This is a genomic window from Vibrio sp. qd031 (assembly GCF_002100145.1).
In the GTDB taxonomy this organism is placed as follows: Bacteria; Pseudomonadota; Gammaproteobacteria; order Enterobacterales; family Vibrionaceae; genus Vibrio.
On the sequence record NZ_JXQD01000001.1, the window covers coordinates 31,306 to 48,961 of the forward strand.

Below are 17,656 nucleotides of genomic sequence, written 5' to 3' on the forward strand. Positions count from 1 at the left end.
TTATCTATGGAGTTATTATGACCAAGCTCATTAATCGTCGCCCTTCTCGACAGGGAAGAGTGTTCTTGGGTGTGATGCCGTTTCTTATCTTGCTGGCGGTTTATATTGTTGCCTCCGATGCGAGGCTAGCAGCCAACTCGGCAGATAAGTTACTCCCTGCCTTTAGTAGCTTTGCTGACGCCATTGAAAGAATGGCGTTTACGCCAAGCCGTCGTACTGGCGAGTATCTGCTTTGGACAGACACATTTGCCAGTTTGACCCGCTTAGCGTGGGGAATAGGGCTCAGCGCTTTACTTGGTCTTTGCTTAGGCGTGGCGACCGGGATCATCCCATTGGTGCGCTCATCACTGTCACCGGTGATCACCACCATTTCGTTAATTCCGCCGATGGCAATACTACCCATTTTGTTCATTTCATTTGGTGTAGGTGAAGTGTCGAAAGTTGTGCTGATAGTGATTGGTGTCTGTCCAATCATCATTCGAGATATTCAATTGCGAGTTCAGAGCTTACCCGACGAGCAGTTGATAAAAGCGCAGACACTGGGCGCCAACAGTTGGCAAATCATCGTCAGAGTCATTTTGCCTCAGATCATGCCCAAGTTAATTGAAGCGGTTCGGCTGACATTAGGCAGTGCATGGCTGTTTCTTATTGCCGCAGAAGCCATAGTGGCAACAGAAGGATTGGGCTATCGAATATTTTTAGTTCGACGTTACTTATCGATGGATGTGATTTTGCCTTACGTCATGTGGATCACAGTATTGGCCTATTGCATGGATTGGCTATTGCGCTTGTTATCGAAAAAACTAAGCCCTTGGTATCACCAGACGCAAGGAGAAGAAAATGGCTGATCAACAACCCATCATCGAGATCAATCAAGTGTGGAAAGAGTACGGCAGCAACATCGTACTCGAAAGCCTCAATCTGAGTGTAAACCAAGGTGACTTTATCAGCATTGTCGGTGCTTCAGGCTGCGGGAAAACGACGTTCTTAAACATGCTGCTAGGCACTGAGACCCCTTCTCGTGGAGAGATTCTATTGGATGGGGAACCTCTGAGTCAGGAGCCGGGTGTAGAGCGCGGAATTGTGTTTCAAAAGTACTCTGTTTTTCCGCATTTAACGGCGCTGGACAATGTTGTTCTGGGGTTAGAAGTCGACACTCAAGGCACCTCTTCTCGGCTGTTAGGACGGTTGTTTGGGCAACGTAAGCAAGATGCGATCGAGCAAGCAAGAAAGATATTAGATCAAGTTGGGCTTTTGTCTGCTCAAGATAAGTATCCGCACGAGCTATCAGGGGGCATGAGACAACGATTGTCGATAGCGCAAGCACTGATTAAGAAGCCTCGCATCCTGCTGCTCGATGAACCGTTTGGTGCGCTCGATCCTGGCATCCGTAAGGATATGCACGTTTTAGTGAAGTCTTTATGGAAAGAACAAAACTTGACGGTGTTTATGATCACCCATGATTTGAGTGAAGGCTTTCACCTAGGCAGCCGTTTATGGGTATTTGATCACGCCAGAAACGATGAACAAGCGCCAGAAAGGTTCGGCGCTCAAGTCACTTTTGATATTCCTACAGAACAAGTTGAACATTCGATGCCTGACTTGATTCAGAAAAAAATCGCATAAAGGACACATTATGTTAGCAAATCAGGAAAGCCTTTTTACCGATACGCTTCCAGGCGCCTCTCATTGGTCGATGGTCGTACCAAAAGGCCACACAGTACAATTTAAAGATGTAGAAGGTGGGGCAAACATGAGCCTGCTGTTCTACAACCCTAGCAACCTGCTAGAGCGCTACAACGCCCCCGACACGTTGAAGTGTCAACACACGTTTAAACTTACCCAAGGTAACTGCCTATATTCTGATATGGGGCGGATTTTTTGCTCTATTGTTCGTGATGACACAGGTTGGATAGACACGGTATGTGGCGTTGCAAACAAGCGTAAAGTCGCGCAAAAGTGGGGCGAGCGCGATTACCAAAGCGATCGTAACCAGTGGAAGCAAAATGGGTTTGATGCCTTGCTTGTCGAAGTCGCTAAATACGGGCTAGGCAAACGTGACTTAGCAGCCAACGTAAACTTGTTTAGTAAAGTGTCGACAGATGACGCAGGGAACCTAGTTTTTGGTGAATCCCACAGCAAAGCAGGTGATTGTATCGAGCTTCGATTTGAGATGGATACTTTAGTGGTGATGACCACCTGTCCACACCCAATGAACCCTCAGACTGAGTACCCGTTCAAACCAGTCGAAGTGTGTGTATTCGAATCGGAAAAGCGCCTAGACAGCGATGTTTGCTACAACCATCGAGACGAGAATGCGCGTGGATTTGAAAATAATCGACGCTACTTAGCGCAGTCAAACCCTACTTCACCCGCCACTAGTCACTGCTGTTAAGGAACGCATTATGATTTTAGAAAGCCAATTAGATCCGCAAGCCGCCTTGCATCGTGACGTTGTTCCTGCCGGGGACTACTACATGAAGGTGATAAAAAAAGGGCAAACCCTACGCATTCTAGATTTAGAAGGCAATCAAGCCGCGGATACACTGTTTTACAGTGCCGCCGATCCTTCGGAGCGCTATAGCGCGATAGATACCATCCGTGAGCAAGGCAATGTCTACTTGACGGCAGGGACTAAGATTTTATCGGATCTTGGTAACGTGATGCTTGAAATTGTCGCGGATACCTGTGGGCGACACGACACATTAGGCGGCGCGTGCGCAACCGAAAGCAATACCGTTCGTTACTCTGTCGAAAAGAAATGCATGCACGCTTGCAGAGACAGTTGGTTGCTTGCGGTGGCTGAAAATGAACAGTTTGGCATGTCCAAGCGCGATATCACTCACAACATCAATTTCTTCATGAACGTGCCAATTACCTCTGACGGCGGACTGACGTTTGAAGATGGGATTAGCGGCGCGGGCAAGTACGTTGAGCTTAAAGCGCACATGGATACGATTGTTCTTATGTCTAACTGCCCTCAGTTAAACAACCCTTGTAATGCCTACAATCCTACGCCTGTAGAAATGATTGTTTGGCAATAAAGTCAGTCACATAATTAAAAAATGAGCAAGGGACGACCCTATCGAATGCTCTTTATTTTTCCGGGACGACCCGGGTTTTAGGGACGAAATTATGATTAGTAAGGTCTTAATTGCTAACCGTGGTGCCATTGCCTGTCGAATTATCCGCACATTAAAACAACTCAATATCTCGAGTGTCGCTGTATACAGCGAGGCGGACTCCCAAAGTTTACATGTTGTTGCTGCTGACCAAGCGTGCTCGCTGGGTAAAGGAGGAGCGACAGACACCTATCTTGATCAAGACAAAATCATTGAGATTGCAAAACAGACGGGCGCAGAAGCCATTCATCCCGGCTATGGATTTTTAAGTGAGAACCCTGAGTTTGTCGAGCGTTGTGAGCAGGAGGGGTTGGTTTTTCTAGGGCCAACATCAGACCAAATGCGGACCTTCGGCTTAAAACACTCTGCTCGCGAAGTGGCACAGAAAGCTCAGGTTCCATTGCTTCCAGGTACTGGTTTACTCACCGGAAAAGAGCAAGCACTAGTAGAAGCTGAACGCATTGGCTATCCAGTCATGCTTAAAAGTACCGCCGGTGGCGGTGGCATCGGTATGCAGTGCTGCAGCAGCGCGAAAGAATTGTCGGATGCGTTCGAAAGTGTTAAGCGATTAAGCGAGAATAACTTCAGTAACAGCGGTGTTTTTCTAGAGAAATTCATTCAGCAAGCACGCCATATCGAAGTACAGATTTTTGGTGATGGAGCAGGGCATGTGGTGGCACTGGGTGAGCGTGATTGTTCCGCTCAGCGCCGAAACCAAAAAGTGATTGAAGAGACCCCTGCTCCAAACTTAAGCCAGCAAACACGAACAGATTTACAAAATACCGCTATCCGATTAGCTCAGCAGGTGAACTACCGCAATGCAGGCACTGTGGAGTTCGTTCTCGACCAACGCAGTCAAGAATTCTACTTTTTAGAGGTGAATACGCGCTTGCAAGTAGAGCATGGCGTTACAGAAGAAGTCTTTGGTGTTGATCTGGTCGAATGGATGGTGCGTCAAGGCGCAAATGACCTTGATCTTGCCGCCTTAGGGCAAAATTTACGCTCGCAAGGGCATGCGATTCAGGTGCGCCTGTATGCAGAAGATGCCAATAAAAACTTCCAGCCGTGCGCCGGATTGTTAAGCCACGTCGAGTGGGCTACGCAAGACAACTTACGTGTTGAACACTGGATAGAGGCCGGTGTTGAAGTCTCGCCATTTTTTGACCCGATGTTGGCAAAAGTTATTGTGCACGCATCGAGCCGCGATGAAGCGCTCTCACAATTAAAGCTAGCATTGGATGACAGTACAATTTATGGGATTGAGCACAATAAAGCTTACCTAAGTCAGTTGTTGGACAGCCAACTTGTTAAAGACGGTCAGGTACTAACTCAGTCTCTCAATCAATTTGAATACCAACCCAACACTTTTGATGTGATTAGCGGTGGTACTCAAACAACTATCCAAGACTACCCAGCACGAACCGGTTATTGGGACATCGGTGTTCCACCGTCTGGACCTATGGATTGCCTAAGCTTTCAACTCGGCAACACTTTGTTGGGAAACAACCTTGATTGTGCGGGACTTGAGATCATCGTATCGGGACCCACTCTTAAGTTTAACCAGGCAACGTCTGTGTGTTTAACCGGAGCCACCATTCAAGCTTCGCTTGAGGGTGATAGTGTCTCTATGGGCACGCGTATTGATATTGCAGCAGGCCAAACCCTTAAGTTAGGTAAGATCTTAGAAGGTGCTCGAACCTATCTGGCCATTGACGGTGGCATCGACTGTCCAGAGTATCTAGGCAGTCGTTCAACCTTTACCTTAGGGCAGTTTGGTGGCCACGCTGGACGTGCTTTGTGCTCTGGTGATGTGCTACACCTTAATGCGAGCGAATCAAACACAGCGTCGAATCTCACTAGCGTGATACAGCCTCGCATTACCGATGAGTGGGAAATTCGCGTGATTTACGGTCCACACGGTGCGCCAGATTTCTTTACCGACGACGATATCGACGCCTTTTTTGATGCCGAGTGGAAAGTACATTTCAACTCTAGTCGCACAGGGGTTCGGTTGATTGGGCCAAAGCCTAACTGGGCTCGCGCAGACGGCGGTGAGGCAGGTCTTCATCCATCAAACATTCACGATAATGCGTACGCGGTGGGGACAATTGACTTTACGGGAGATATGCCCGTTATCTTAGGTCCTGATGGCCCAAGTTTAGGTGGGTTTGTATGTCCTGCGACCATCATAAAAGCCGATTTGTGGAAGATGGGGCAATTAAAGGCGGGTGATAAAATTCGCTTTATTCCGGTTTCTATAGCAAGTGCTGAACAAGCGGAGCGTCATCAACTTGATCAGCTGACGACGGCAAATGTTGAAGAGTTAGCGCTAGATCGTGAAGCGCCGAGCTCGCCCGTTATTAAAACCATACCCGCAGAAAAATTTGGTGAGCAGGTGGTGTACCGCCCAAGTGGTGAAGACTACCTGTTGGTGGAGTATGGCCCACAAAAACTCGACATACGCTTACGCTTTAGAGTCCATGCGTTAATGCTGAAATTACAGGAAAAACAGCTACAAGGTGTTCAGGAACTTACACCAGGTATTCGCTCGCTACAAATCCATTACGATAATTTGGTTTTGCCGCGAGAAGATCTTCTCATTGAGCTGGAAGAGATTGAGTCTTTACTAGAAAACATCGATGACCTTAAGGTTCCTGCTCGAGTGGTCCACTTGCCCCTGTCTTGGGATGACGGAGCCACTCGATTGGCCATTCGCAAGTATGACGAAATCGTGCGAAAAGATGCACCATGGTGCCCAGACAACATTGAGTTTATCCGCCGAATCAATGGGTTAGATTCTGTCGATGACGTCAAAAAGATTGTGTTTGACGCAAGCTATCTTGTTATGGGTTTAGGCGACGTGTATTTGGGCGCCCCCGTAGCTACCCCTATGGATCCACGCCACCGATTAGTGACCACCAAATACAACCCAGCCAGAACTTGGACACCGGAAAACGCCGTTGGCATTGGTGGTGCCTATATGTGTGTCTATGGGATGGAAGGTCCAGGGGGGTATCAATTTGTTGGCCGCACGCTGCAGATGTGGAACCGTTATCGCCAAACGGATGTGTTTGATAAGCCATGGCTGCTGCGCTTCTTTGATCAGATTAAGTTTTACGAAGTCAGTGCCGACGAGCTGCTTGATATTCGTGAAAAACATCCGCTCGGCCAATTCCCAATGAAGATTGAAGAGACAGTGTTTTGCTTGGCCGATTATCAGCAGCTCCTAGACGAGCATGCGCAAGAGATCAAATCTTGTAAAACCCGCCAGCAAACCGCTTTTGAAGCAGAAAGACAACGCTGGGAAGAGACGGGTCAGGCTAATTTTGTCGCAACTGAAATCGAGGAGTCTACGGTGTTTACGCAGCTTGATGAAGGTCAAGAGGCCATTGAAAGCCATGTGGCAGGTAACATTTGGCAGGTGCTAGTAGAGCCCGGTCAAACCGTCAAAGAGAACGATGTTGTGATGATATTAGAAGCGATGAAGATGGAACTCGAGGTGACAGCAAACGTTTCAGGTGTGATCGACCATATTTGTCATGATGCCGGCGCTCAGGTTCATGCGGGCGAGCCATTAGTTGTCGTAAATACCTGTGAAGCATAGGAGCTAAGAAATGAATATAGAATTAAATAAGCCAACAACATCTGCTGAACCTACGACAATTCAATCGCTTGTGGAGGCCTATCGACAAGGTGCTCTAGAGCCGAAAGCTTATTTGAAAAACAAGCTGGATCGTATTCGCACTGAGTCATCGAATGCGTGGCTTGCGGTGATCTCTGATGAGCAGCTCGATGATTATCTGGCTCGATTATCTCAACGAGATGCTAGCGATCTTCCCTTATATGGGGTTCCTTTCGCCATCAAGGACAACATCGATCTCGAAGGACTGGAAACGACCGCGGGCTGTGACGCCTATCGATATCAACCGAAAGAGTCGGCGTTTATCGTTAAGGTGCTTATTGCCGCTGGAGCCGTGCCACTGGGTAAGACCAACCTAGACCAATTTGCCACCGGCTTAGTGGGAACGAGAAGCCCTTGGGGAGCGGTCAGCAATAGCTTTGATCCTCAGTATATTTCGGGTGGCTCAAGTTCTGGCAGCGCAGTAACAGTGGCTACTGAGCAGGTTTATTTTTCGTTGGGTACCGATACAGCCGGCTCTGGGCGCGTGCCAGCGGCATTTAATAATTTGTATGGATTAAAGCCAACCAAAGGTGTGGTTAGCTGCAGTGGCGTAGTGCCCGCATGTAGAACCTTGGATTGCGTAACCTTTTTTGCCAAATGTTCGCAAGACCTCGCACTGTTGTACAAGGTGGGCGCACAGTATGACAGTGATGATTGTTACGCCCGCCCGGTAGAGCAACCGTCTCAATCGCAACCGCACTCTTTTAAAGGGACTCGAGTAGGTGTCTTAACCGAGAAACATCTGCAGTTCTTTGGTGACGAGGAATACAAGAAGCTTTATGCCCAAGCCGTAGCACGCGTTGAATCACTTGGCGCAACGGTGATCCCTTTCGATTTTGAGTCCTTTCAAAACGCCGCTAGTTTGCTGTATCAAGGTCCTTGGGTAGCCGAGCGTTATGCTGCGATTGAAGAGTTTTACCAGCAAAAGGGCGCTGAGTGCCTAGAGGTGATCCAAACCATAGTGGGAGGGGCCAAATCACTCTTGGCCAGCGAGGCGTACAAAGCGATGTATCAACTGCAAGCTTACAAGGTGCAATGCGATCGCTTAATGGCGAGCGTCGATGTTGTGTTAACTCCAACCGCAGGAACCATCTATACCATTGATGACGTTGAGGCGAATCCAATCGAGCTAAACTCAAATCTTGGTTACTACACTAACTTTATGAACTTGCTTGATTACAGTGCACTGGCTATGCCAGCAGGTTTCACCCAAACGGGGCTGCCTTTTGGTGTGACCTTGTTTAGCCACGCCTTTAACGATGAGTCGCTGTTGTCGCTTGCCCATCACTGGGAGCAAATAATGAATTTGCCTCTGGGCGCGACAGGTCGCAGTTTACCTAACGTAGAAACCATGGATTTGTTGGTCTGCGGAGCGCATATGAAGGACTTGGCGCTGAATCATCAAATGATTGAACTGGGCGCCAACTTGAAACAAAGTACTCTCACATCCAGCAATTACTCGCTTTACTGCTTAGCTGGAGGACCACCTTTGAGACCGGGTTTGGTTCGAAACGAAGAAAATGGCCAAGCCATTGCAGTGGAAGTGTGGCGAATGCCAAAAAACAAAGTGGGCGCTTTATTGGCACAGATCCCACACCCTCTGGGCTTAGGAACCGTTGAACTGGAATCGGGTGAATGGGTTAAAGGCTTTATCTGTGAGTCAATAGGGCTTGTAGGTGCAAAAGAGATCACACACTTAGGAGGGTGGCGGAAATTTTTGGCTCAAAGTGCTTAATTAGTAGCGCGTGTACGCTGGTTGATAGACCGTGGAACCACGATTAAAGCTCAACATTACCAACCCCAAACCAAATTTCTAGAAGTAAAAGCCGCTGATTTGTTTTAGCGGCTTTTTTTATGGGAAGTTAAGAGACAAATAGATAAGCAGCTTTACTGTGTTAGTACTAGGCTGAGCAGGATGTCGCGTCGTGAGCAGCTTATTACTCACTCAATGGATATGTGCCTATTAACGTACCTTAAGACTGGAATACTTGACGTATATGGGGGAGCAGTTCAGCTGAGGTTGCGCCGCTATCTATGTACAGCGATTTTCAAATGAACATTCTTGTGCTGGCGTGTCTCCAACCTTTGATTGAGAATAAGCTTGTTAGACAGGTCACCGTAATTAGTATCGTCACAAGCCCTGTATCGATTATTAGTGTCACGGTTTGTTAACGCTTTAATCATAGAACTGCCACCAAACTGAAATAGTGGATCACTATCTTCGTATGAAAGTTTTCAAGGTTCAAATGAAGATATGGAATTGCGTCAACAGAAAATTTTGGAGCAGTTAAACCAACAAGGCAGTCTGCTTACTGAAGAGTTAGCAACTGTTTTTGACGTGACCTCTCAAACCATTAGACGTGACATTAATGCTTTGTGTGAGTCTGGTTTAGCTCGCAAGCAACATGGTGGGATCACCTTACCTCCTGCCAGAGATAATCTATCCATTCGTAAACGCGCTGTGACCAACAAGCAAGTGAAGCAGCAAATATGCGAGCAGGCACGCCAGGAAGTTCAATCCGGCAATACGGTCTTTCTAAGCTACGGCTCTACGGCGGCCTTATTTGCCAAAAGCTTACCTAAGGATATCTCTCTAACCGTTGTTACCAACAATCTGGATGCAGTCTCTTATTTGACCCAAATGCCCAATATTGATGTGTGGGTTGCGGGGGGGCGGTTACGCCACCAACACAGAGATGTCAGCGGAATTCAAACCCAAAACTTCTTTCAATCATTTAGAGCCGATGTCGCCGTGTTAGGGATCGGCGGTATTTCAGGCGAAGGTGAACTGCTCGAGTTTCAGTTTGATGAAGGGGAGTTAACAAAAACAATGTTAAAGAATAGCCGAAAAACCGTATTACTTGCCGACTCAAGTAAGTATCAGCGAAATGCCAGTGTCAGTATCTCCACTCTTTCCTTTATCGACACTCTTTATACAGATTGCCAATCGCAGCAGCTTTCTCTGCTGTGTCAGTCCCATCAGGTACAGCTTCATTGTGTGGGGAATGCGGCATGAGCTATTTGAACATCGAACAACTCAACAAACAATTTGGCGAGTTTAGCGCAATTAATAATGTGAGCTTGCAGGTTAAAAAAGGCGAGTTTATTGCCCTGTTAGGCCCATCAGGATGCGGCAAGTCAACGCTATTGAGAATACTCGCAGGGCTGGAGCCGCCAAGTGCAGGAAACATCTCTATTGACGGTTGTAACATCACTCAGTTCTCGCCTTCACAGCGTCATATCTCAATGGTGTTTCAATCTTATGCCTTGTTTCCGCATCTGTCGGTAAAAGAGAATATTTTGTTTGGTCTAAAAGCACGCCGAGTCTCTAAGCGTGAAAGGGATGAGCGCTTAAAAGACGCTCTGTACCTGGTGTCGCTTACCGATCAGCAAGACAAGTTACCTGGTCAACTTAGCGGTGGTCAGCGCCAGCGCGTTGCACTAGCACGAGCAATTGTTAGCCAGCATCCAATTTGCTTGATGGATGAGCCTCTTTCTAATCTTGATGCAAAGCTCAGAGCTGAGATGAGAGCAGAGATCCGAGAACTTCAGCAATCACTTGGACTGACACTGATTTATGTAACGCATGACCAAGTGGAAGCGATGTCGATGGCGGATCGAATCGTATTACTCAACGAAGGCCAAATTCAGCAAGTTGGCACGCCACAAGAGCTGTATAACCATCCCAATAATACGTTTACCGCAAGATTCATCGGCTCTCCTGCCATGAATGTGTTTTCGTTACCTAGCGTCGACGACCTGATAGGTGTGCGACCAGAGGATATCGTGTTGGGGCAAAAAGGAATATCTGGACGTGTCATTCATACCGATTATCACGGCGACAGCACCTTACTAAAAGTCCGCTTGCACAACGATTGCGACGTTCTGGTCAAAGTTGAGCGCTGGCAACAGTTTACACCCGACCAATCAGTATTAATTGATTGGAATCCTGAAGATCAACACCAATTTTGCAGTAAAACTCACGCTGCTATTCAGCCTTCTTTGATTAGAGAAAAGATGGCAATTAACTGATTTTATTACGGAGAATAATCAAATGAAACTTAATACCAAGCTTACGTTACTAGGGGTGGTCGCATCATTTGCCGCAGCTAATGTAAGTGCAGAGCAAGTTGACCTTACTATGTATTACCCCGTTGCAGTCGGTGGCCCATTAACGAAAGTGGTTGATGGCATGATTGACGATTTTGAATCGAATAACCCAAATGTGAATGTTAACGCGATTTACGCCGGTAACTATAACGATACCCGTGTAAAAGCGATGGCAGCACTGAATGCAGGTGAATCAGTACAAACGTCGGTGATGTTTTCTATTGATTTGCTGGCGCTAAAAAATGATGGAGTGATTCGTCCATTTGATGACTTTGTTAAGACGGATCAAGATCAGCAGTGGTTAGAAAGCTTTTACCCTGCACTGATGGCAAATGGTCAGTTAGACGGGAAAACCTATGGCATTCCATTCCAGCGTTCGACCATCGTCATGTATTACAACAAGGATGCGTTCCGTGATGCTGGCATTAATCCAGACCAACCGCCTACAACATGGGATGAGATGGCTGAGGTTGCGGGTAAATTAACCAAGAAATCGGCGAACGGTGATGTTGAACGTTGGGGCTTAATGATCCCTTCGACGGGCTACCCTTATTGGATGTTTGGTGCGCTGTCAAAGCAGCAAGGCGAGACGTTAATGAACAGCGAGGGTACCCAAGTTAACTTTAACTCCGAGCCTATGGTTGAGGCATTACAGTACTGGCGTGATTTAGGCAGCAAACATAAGGTGATGCCTGAGGGAACCATTGAGTGGGGGACACTTCGTCAAGAGTTCTTAGAGCAAAAAACGGCGATGATGTGGCACTCAACAGGCAACTTAACGGCCGTCATGGACAGCGCCAGTTTTGATGTAGGTGTGGCTCAGTTGCCTGCTCATATCGAACCGGGTTCTCCAACAGGTGGCGGTAACTTCTACCTGCTCAATAGCGGCAGTGAGTCAGAGCAACAAGCCGCTTACGAGTTGGTTAAGTTTATGACCGCGCCAGAGCGCAGCGCTCAATGGAGTATTGCCACCGGTTACGTTGGTGTCAGTCAAGCGGCTTATGATACGCCAGAGATGACCGCTCATGCTGAAAAACTGCCACAAGCCTTGGTAGCTCGTGACCAGCTTAAAGTGGCTACTGCTGAATTAGCCACCTATGAAGCAGGGCGAGTACGTCGTGTACTAGATGATGCGATTCAATCTACGCTTACAGGCCAAAGCAGTGCACAAGAAGCACTGGATTCTGCTCAGTCTCAAGCAGAGCGAATCCTACGTCGCGCTAATCGCGGTTAAGTTCAAGTAAAACCAATGCGCTGATAGATCAATTGTATCAGCGCATTGCTCACACAGATAACTCTTATGCTTCGTTCTCTATTATCGTCAAATTCAGGATTGGCTTGGTTGCTGCTATTGCCCGCGTTGGTATTGCTAAGCTGCTTTACCTATTTTCCAGCGTTTAATTCGTTTTACAGCAGCGTGTTTACTAGCTCCTACAGCAATGACACAGGCTTAGTTTTGATGGATAACTTGGCCGACCTCAAGCAAGACCCCGTATTTTGGAAAGCACTGGTCAATAACTTTTGGTACGGCATTGTGACCGTTCCAGTGTCTATGGGACTTGCGCTTATTATGGCGCTGTGGGTCAATGAAAAGTTTGTTGGCCGAGGGTTTTTAAGACTCTGTTATTTTTTACCAACCATGCTGCCAATGGTGGCCGCGGCGAATATTTGGCTGTTTTTCTATTCACCAAACATCGGTTTGTTTAATCGAGTATTGGCAATGTTTGGAATTGAAGGATTGAACTGGCTGGGGGATCCAAATACCGCACTAGGCGCCATAATATTGCTCGCGATTTGGAAAGAAGCTGGCTTTTTTATGATCTTTTATCTCGCAGCATTGCAAGCGATTCCAAAAGAGTTGAATGACGCCGCTAGGATCGAATCGCCAAGCTATTTCTATCGTCTGCGACGCTTCATCCTTCCACTGTTAGGCCCAACGACGCTGTTTGTGTTTATTAATGCGGTTATTAATGCCTTTAAGGTCGTTGATCATCTATTTATTTTAACCAAAGGTGGTCCAAACAACGCCAGTACATTGTTGCTCTACTACATCTATGAAACTGCGTTCGCCTATTTTGATCGCGAGTATGCCGCGCTACTCACCATGGTGTTACTGGTGATTTTGGCTGGGTGCTCTGCTATCCAATTCCTATTAAGCCGTAAGCGAGTCCACTACCGATGAATACCACGACTGAACTGTCTTACTCGCCGCAGCACTGGTTAAAAGTGAATCACGCATTGAGCTTATTGGGCGCATGGTTTGTAGGCGTGCTGTGGGTATTGCCACTGCTCTATATGGTTTGGGCGGCATTTCACACAGGATCGGATGCGATCTACTTAGATTTCTCGAGTAAATGGTCATTAGAAAACTTTAGTCAGGCGTGGCAAGTTGCTCCTTTTATTCGCTATATTTGGAACACGTTCGCAACCGTCACATTGCTGCTGTTTTTTCAAATAATTGTCTGTACGCTTGCAGCGTTTGCGCTGGCTCGGATAGAGTTTAGAGGTCGTGGATTGGTCTTTGCGCTAGTGCTTATTCAACTTATGGTAATGCCAGAAGCGTTAGTGGTCGAGAACTATCAAATGGTGGCTAAATTTGGCGCTATTGATACTTACTTAGGTATTGCATTGCCCTATATTGCGAGCGCGTTTGGCATATTTTTACTGCGCCAAACCTTTATGCAAGTACCGCAGGAATTAGAAGATGCGGCGCGTGTCGAAGGTTTGAGTCGCATAGCCATTCTTTGCAAAGTGTATGTACCATTGGCAAAACCTACCTATCTCGCTTACGCACTAGTGTCGTTGAGCTATCACTGGAACAACTTTTTGTGGCCGCTCATTGTCACCAATACCGAAAGCAGTCGACCGATTACCGTGGGCTTGGCACTGTTTGGATCTCCTGAGGTCGGTGTGGACTGGGGCGTTCTGAGTGCAGGAACGCTAATTGCCATTGCCCCTTTACTGGCGATGTTCTTTCTTTTCCAGCGTCAATTTATGCAATCTTTTATGAACGCGGGGCTCAAATAATATGCGTATTGTCAGTTGGAACGTGCAAAATGGTGTAGATGCTTATGGAGAAGATAAAGCCTCTCAGCAGCACCAATATATAGCGCAGCAAAAAGCCGAAGTGATTGCTCTGCAAGAAGTTGACGATGTTTATATTGCGTCGATTGAACGAGCATTACCCGATTATCAATGGCATTTCGCTCCGTCATTGAGCTACTCCCACAATGGTCAGTGGACGGAGTTTGGCAACGCAATCGGTGCACTAAAAGGTACATCAATACAGTGGCGTGCACACAGTTTGTTGCCATCGCCTACCCAGGCAGAGCAACACATGCCGCGTTCAGTAGGGGAGCTTGTTGTTGCCTATCAAGAAAAGGCTGTTCGAGTTCTCACCTGTCATCTAGAGTATTTTTGTGAACAGCATAGGCGCGCCCAAGTTCAGCAAATTGAAGCCATTGTTGCCGTGGCAAAAACCCTCCAACAATACCCGAGTAAGGCGACCGAGGGTTTGTATATGCCGCGTGCTTTGCCCATCGACACCATTGTTTGCGGTGACTTTAATATTGCAGATAGTACGGAACAATATCAGCAGCTATTTGCCAGTAAACGACATTGGCGAGATTTGGCCGCAAACAAACCACAACCCACTTGCGGCATTTTTGATATTAAGCAGTGGAAGCATGGTGCCGATCGACGTGACTATTTTTTTACCAACAATTACGCGCTAGGTGCAAAAGTGGAGACAGACGCACAAACCACTTTATCTGACCATCAACCTATCGTTTTACATATAGAAAACTTATGACAACCAATATTCCACCCAAGATAATTTTTACTGATGTCGATGACACGTTAACCCTACATGGAGAGTTACCCGTTGATACTTTGATTGCGCTGTACAAACTGCGCGATGCCAACATTGAGGTTATACCTGTGACTGGCGCTTGTGCCGGTTGGTGTGATCAGATGGCTCGTTTGTGGCCGGTTTCTGCGGTAATAGGAGAGAACGGAGCATTTTGCATTGAACGCAATGAGGCAGGACTGCGCTATATTGAGACTCAGCAAGAGAGTCAACGACGCGATCATCACCGCCGACTTACCGACATTGCCTCTCAAGTCTTAGCAATGTTCCCTAAACTAGCGTTGGCTCAGGACAATACTTATCGCCGCTACGATTTGGCCATTGACTACAATCAGCAGCGTAAGGGGTCGAGCGATGCTGAAATCCAAGCGGCTTTAGACTTTATCCACGCCAATGGATTTAAAGCCACAGCAAGTTCAATTCATATTAACGTTTGGCTAGGTCAACATGACAAGAAACAGGGTGCCTTACAGTGGTTAGCGAGACATCGGCCACAATGGACGGAACCGCAAATTAAACAACATTGTGCCTATATCGGAGATTCACTTAACGACGACGCTATGTTTGGGTATTTTACTAATACGGCAGCGGTTGCAAACATCGCACCTTTCTACGACAAATTACACCACAAACCTCAACAGATAATGTCATTGCCTGGCGGCGCTGGGTTTAGTGAGTGGGTTGATGGGCTTTTGCGGTAGTTCATCGTGGTTTACTAGGGTTTATAAGTAGCTAGTAAATGTAGATAGTAAGTGAGTGATGGTCAGTTAGACTGGCCAGAATTGTCATCCTAGTTACTAAGGCCAATTAGGTTATTTTGGAATGCATTGAACCTCCTAATACAGATCTGGTAGCAATGCTTTCTATCCATTGAGCCAATGACCCCACTAACCAAGGCCGTGAGCCTGTTTACGCTCTTAACCCAAAATCTTGCTCTCAAGTTGGCGCACAAAGACAACGCATGCGAAGTCACTGCAATCGCGTCCATTCAAGTATGCGATCAAAATGCGCGCTTAAGCTAAGCAGATCCTGCACATACTTAAACCTACAACCCAGTACAAAAGCCGTCCTTTAAAACCTTGTCACTGAAATCATGTTGCGACAGCAGAGGGATTGAAAAGTCCACAGTTTGCTGATTAGTGTTTACCTTTTTGATGGACTTATCCGAGAGCCTAAATCCGGCAATTTGGCGGCGGTTCTGCGAAGGGGCGTAAAAGACCACGCCATTTTCAGTTTTAGTCACCACCGATAAACAGAGATTGCGCTCTCCAATAGCATGATTGCTGTAGCCTGATAATGCATCAAGTACAACTAGCTCTCCGGCTTTAATGTCGGCAACTTTGAGCACTCCGCCGATATGTGGTGTCTGGATCCAGGCCAGTTCTACGATGCCATCGCTGTCTAAATCATAGCTCGCAACAATGTTAAGCCAGCGATTGGCTATGCCTATTTCTTTAACCCAAGCGTATTCACTCAGCACATTATCCACGATTTTATAGATCATGACCCCAGCACCATTATTTAGGTGCGTTCTAATGGTAATGATTTCAGGCTTACCGTCATTGTCTACATCAAATAGGCGAGGCTGAATGTCTTCATATACATAGTTTTCAGTTAGGGTATGTGTGTAAGCCATGCCATCTTGAATCACTACTAGCTGCTGCGCTTCAGTAGAGTCACCTAAAATCCCGTGTCGATACCGCGTGGTTGGCTGCGCGTATAGCGCATAGACGGAGGCATCGTTGTTCGTGGTGACCTGGTTCTCTGGAAGTTGCGCAAAGTTGTTGGCTAAAAACTCTAGTACGTTGCCTTCAACCTTAACAGGGTTATCTGGAAAAGTTGTCGAACCACTGTCAGTCGACGCATGAGCAGTGGTAGCAGCGATAATAAAGTACAGTGGTATAAACCCCAAAAACATCCAAAATGTGCTTTGATGGCGATTAATGATGTGTCGACAATTAGTGCCGTGTTTAAAAAGTCGCATCCTTGCTTTCCTTTTATAAATCGATGGGGTTTTCACACTATACAAATGCCTGCCAATCCAAATCTTAGCTATCCAAGGTAATTTGTTGATAGCGGCCACAGTAATATAGGGTTTACCATACCTGATATTTCGAGTTCTTGTTAATTCGGTCATGAAACTTTCTCACAAATGTCGCCTATTGATTTGACCGAAAATTGCGCGACAAAGTACTGTTAGTAAGTAGAGTTTTATATTTTCTTAACGCTGAAATGGTATGAGATGAGTCAACCAATAGAGATAACACTGCTGCGACACGGACGCTCGCTCGCGGATGATGAGAAACGTTGCGAAGGGCGATATGATTCGCCACTAACAGAGGTGGGTGTTGAGCAAACCAAGCGACGATTGGCACACTGGCAAGAAGAAGGTCGCTCGTTTGACACCGTTGTATCTAGCCCGCTTCAACGTGCGATGAGCGCTGCGTCCATCATTGCCAATGGTCTTAATTTGCCGTTGGACGTTGGGGTTAACTGGCAGGAGAAAGACAATGGATCTATTGCTGGGTTAACCTTCGCCGATGCCGATAAGCGTTTCCCAAAAGCTAGCTTCGTGAACCCATATGAGGCGTACATCAAAAGCGCATCAGATGGCGAGTCTGAAGTAGAGCTTCATTGCCGAAGTTTACTCGCACTGCAGCACATACTGCGCAGTGGTCATTCAAAGGTGCTGATCGTCTCACATGGTAAAATGATCAACGCTGCAGTGAGCGCAGCACTTGGCATAAAACCCACCGCCAACACGCCTAGTGTGATTTTTGCGCTTGGCGATCTCAGTTTTATAGATCTGGTCTACTACCCAACAACCGATGTTTGGCTCGTTAAGCAATTGAATCACTTAACCACATAAAGTAC

At 46.9% G+C, this 17,656-nt stretch carries 15 protein-coding genes; 14 read left to right on the plus strand and 1 reads right to left on the minus strand.

Going from position 1 to position 17,656, the window contains the following annotated elements; all coding sequences use genetic code 11:
• Positions 1-17 precede the first annotated feature (17 nt).
• The 13 genes from ST37_RS00150 to ST37_RS00210 all read left to right on the plus strand — a co-directional run bounded on the left by ST37_RS00150 (position 18) and on the right by ST37_RS00210 (position 15,483).
• Entirely contained in the window at positions 18-848 is an 831-nt protein-coding gene (locus tag ST37_RS00150) for an ABC transporter permease subunit (RefSeq protein WP_084882344.1), read from the plus strand.
• On the plus strand, positions 841-1,626 hold the full coding sequence (locus ST37_RS00155; RefSeq protein WP_084882345.1) for an ABC transporter ATP-binding protein: 786 nt from the start codon (positions 841-843) through the stop codon (positions 1,624-1,626). The genes ST37_RS00150 and ST37_RS00155 overlap by 8 nt, the downstream gene beginning before the upstream one ends.
• Positions 1,627-1,636: 10 nt before the next feature.
• Positions 1,637-2,395 (plus strand): urea amidolyase associated protein UAAP1, encoded by a 759-nt coding sequence (locus ST37_RS00160; RefSeq protein ID WP_084882347.1) that lies wholly within the window; start codon positions 1,637-1,639, stop codon positions 2,393-2,395.
• A gap of 10 nt (positions 2,396-2,405) precedes the next feature.
• The gene (locus ST37_RS00165) at positions 2,406-3,044 is read left to right on the plus strand and encodes an urea amidolyase associated protein UAAP2 (protein ID WP_084882349.1); all 639 of its coding nucleotides are present in this window, start codon (positions 2,406-2,408) and stop codon (positions 3,042-3,044) included.
• A 91-nt stretch (positions 3,045-3,135) separates the two neighbouring features.
• Positions 3,136-6,726 carry an urea carboxylase gene (uca, locus tag ST37_RS00170; protein ID WP_084882350.1) on the plus strand — a complete coding sequence of 1,197 codons (3,591 nt, stop codon included), beginning with the start codon at positions 3,136-3,138 and terminating at the stop codon, positions 6,724-6,726.
• Positions 6,727-6,736: 10 nt separating this feature from the next.
• Positions 6,737-8,539 carry an allophanate hydrolase gene (gene atzF / locus ST37_RS00175; RefSeq protein WP_084882352.1) on the plus strand — a complete coding sequence of 601 codons (1,803 nt, stop codon included), beginning with the start codon at positions 6,737-6,739 and terminating at the stop codon, positions 8,537-8,539.
• 519 nt (positions 8,540-9,058) lie between these two features.
• Positions 9,059-9,820: a DeoR/GlpR family DNA-binding transcription regulator gene (locus ST37_RS00180; protein ID WP_084882353.1), complete on the plus strand. Its 762-nt coding sequence runs from the start codon at positions 9,059-9,061 to the stop codon at positions 9,818-9,820.
• On the plus strand, positions 9,817-10,836 hold the full coding sequence (locus ST37_RS00185; RefSeq protein ID WP_084882355.1) for an ABC transporter ATP-binding protein: 1,020 nt from the start codon (positions 9,817-9,819) through the stop codon (positions 10,834-10,836). Before ST37_RS00180 ends, ST37_RS00185 begins: the two co-directional genes overlap by 4 nt.
• A gap of 22 nt (positions 10,837-10,858) precedes the next feature.
• Positions 10,859-12,148 carry an ABC transporter substrate-binding protein gene (locus ST37_RS00190; RefSeq protein ID WP_084882357.1) on the plus strand — a complete coding sequence of 430 codons (1,290 nt, stop codon included), beginning with the start codon at positions 10,859-10,861 and terminating at the stop codon, positions 12,146-12,148.
• 66 nt (positions 12,149-12,214) lie between these two features.
• Positions 12,215-13,096: a sugar ABC transporter permease gene (locus tag ST37_RS00195; RefSeq protein WP_084882359.1), complete on the plus strand. Its 882-nt coding sequence runs from the start codon at positions 12,215-12,217 to the stop codon at positions 13,094-13,096.
• Entirely contained in the window at positions 13,093-13,941 is an 849-nt protein-coding gene (locus tag ST37_RS00200; protein ID WP_084882360.1) for a carbohydrate ABC transporter permease, read from the plus strand. Before ST37_RS00195 ends, ST37_RS00200 begins: the two co-directional genes overlap by 4 nt.
• 1 nt (position 13,942) lies before the next feature.
• Entirely contained in the window at positions 13,943-14,725 is a 783-nt protein-coding gene (locus ST37_RS00205) for an endonuclease/exonuclease/phosphatase family protein (protein WP_084882362.1), read from the plus strand.
• Positions 14,722-15,483 (plus strand): HAD-IIB family hydrolase, encoded by a 762-nt coding sequence (locus ST37_RS00210; RefSeq protein WP_084882363.1) that lies wholly within the window; start codon positions 14,722-14,724, stop codon positions 15,481-15,483. The genes ST37_RS00205 and ST37_RS00210 overlap by 4 nt, the downstream gene beginning before the upstream one ends.
• A gap of 344 nt (positions 15,484-15,827) precedes the next feature.
• On the opposite strand, the gene ST37_RS00215 is transcribed toward ST37_RS00210, so the two are convergent.
• Positions 15,828-16,766: a VCBS repeat-containing protein gene (locus ST37_RS00215; protein WP_084882365.1), complete on the minus strand. Its 939-nt coding sequence runs from the start codon at positions 16,764-16,766 to the stop codon at positions 15,828-15,830.
• A gap of 258 nt (positions 16,767-17,024) precedes the next feature.
• On the opposite strand from ST37_RS00215, the gene ST37_RS00220 reads away from it, so the two are divergent.
• Positions 17,025-17,651: a histidine phosphatase family protein gene (locus tag ST37_RS00220; RefSeq protein ID WP_084882367.1), complete on the plus strand. Its 627-nt coding sequence runs from the start codon at positions 17,025-17,027 to the stop codon at positions 17,649-17,651.
• Positions 17,652-17,656 lie beyond the last annotated feature (5 nt).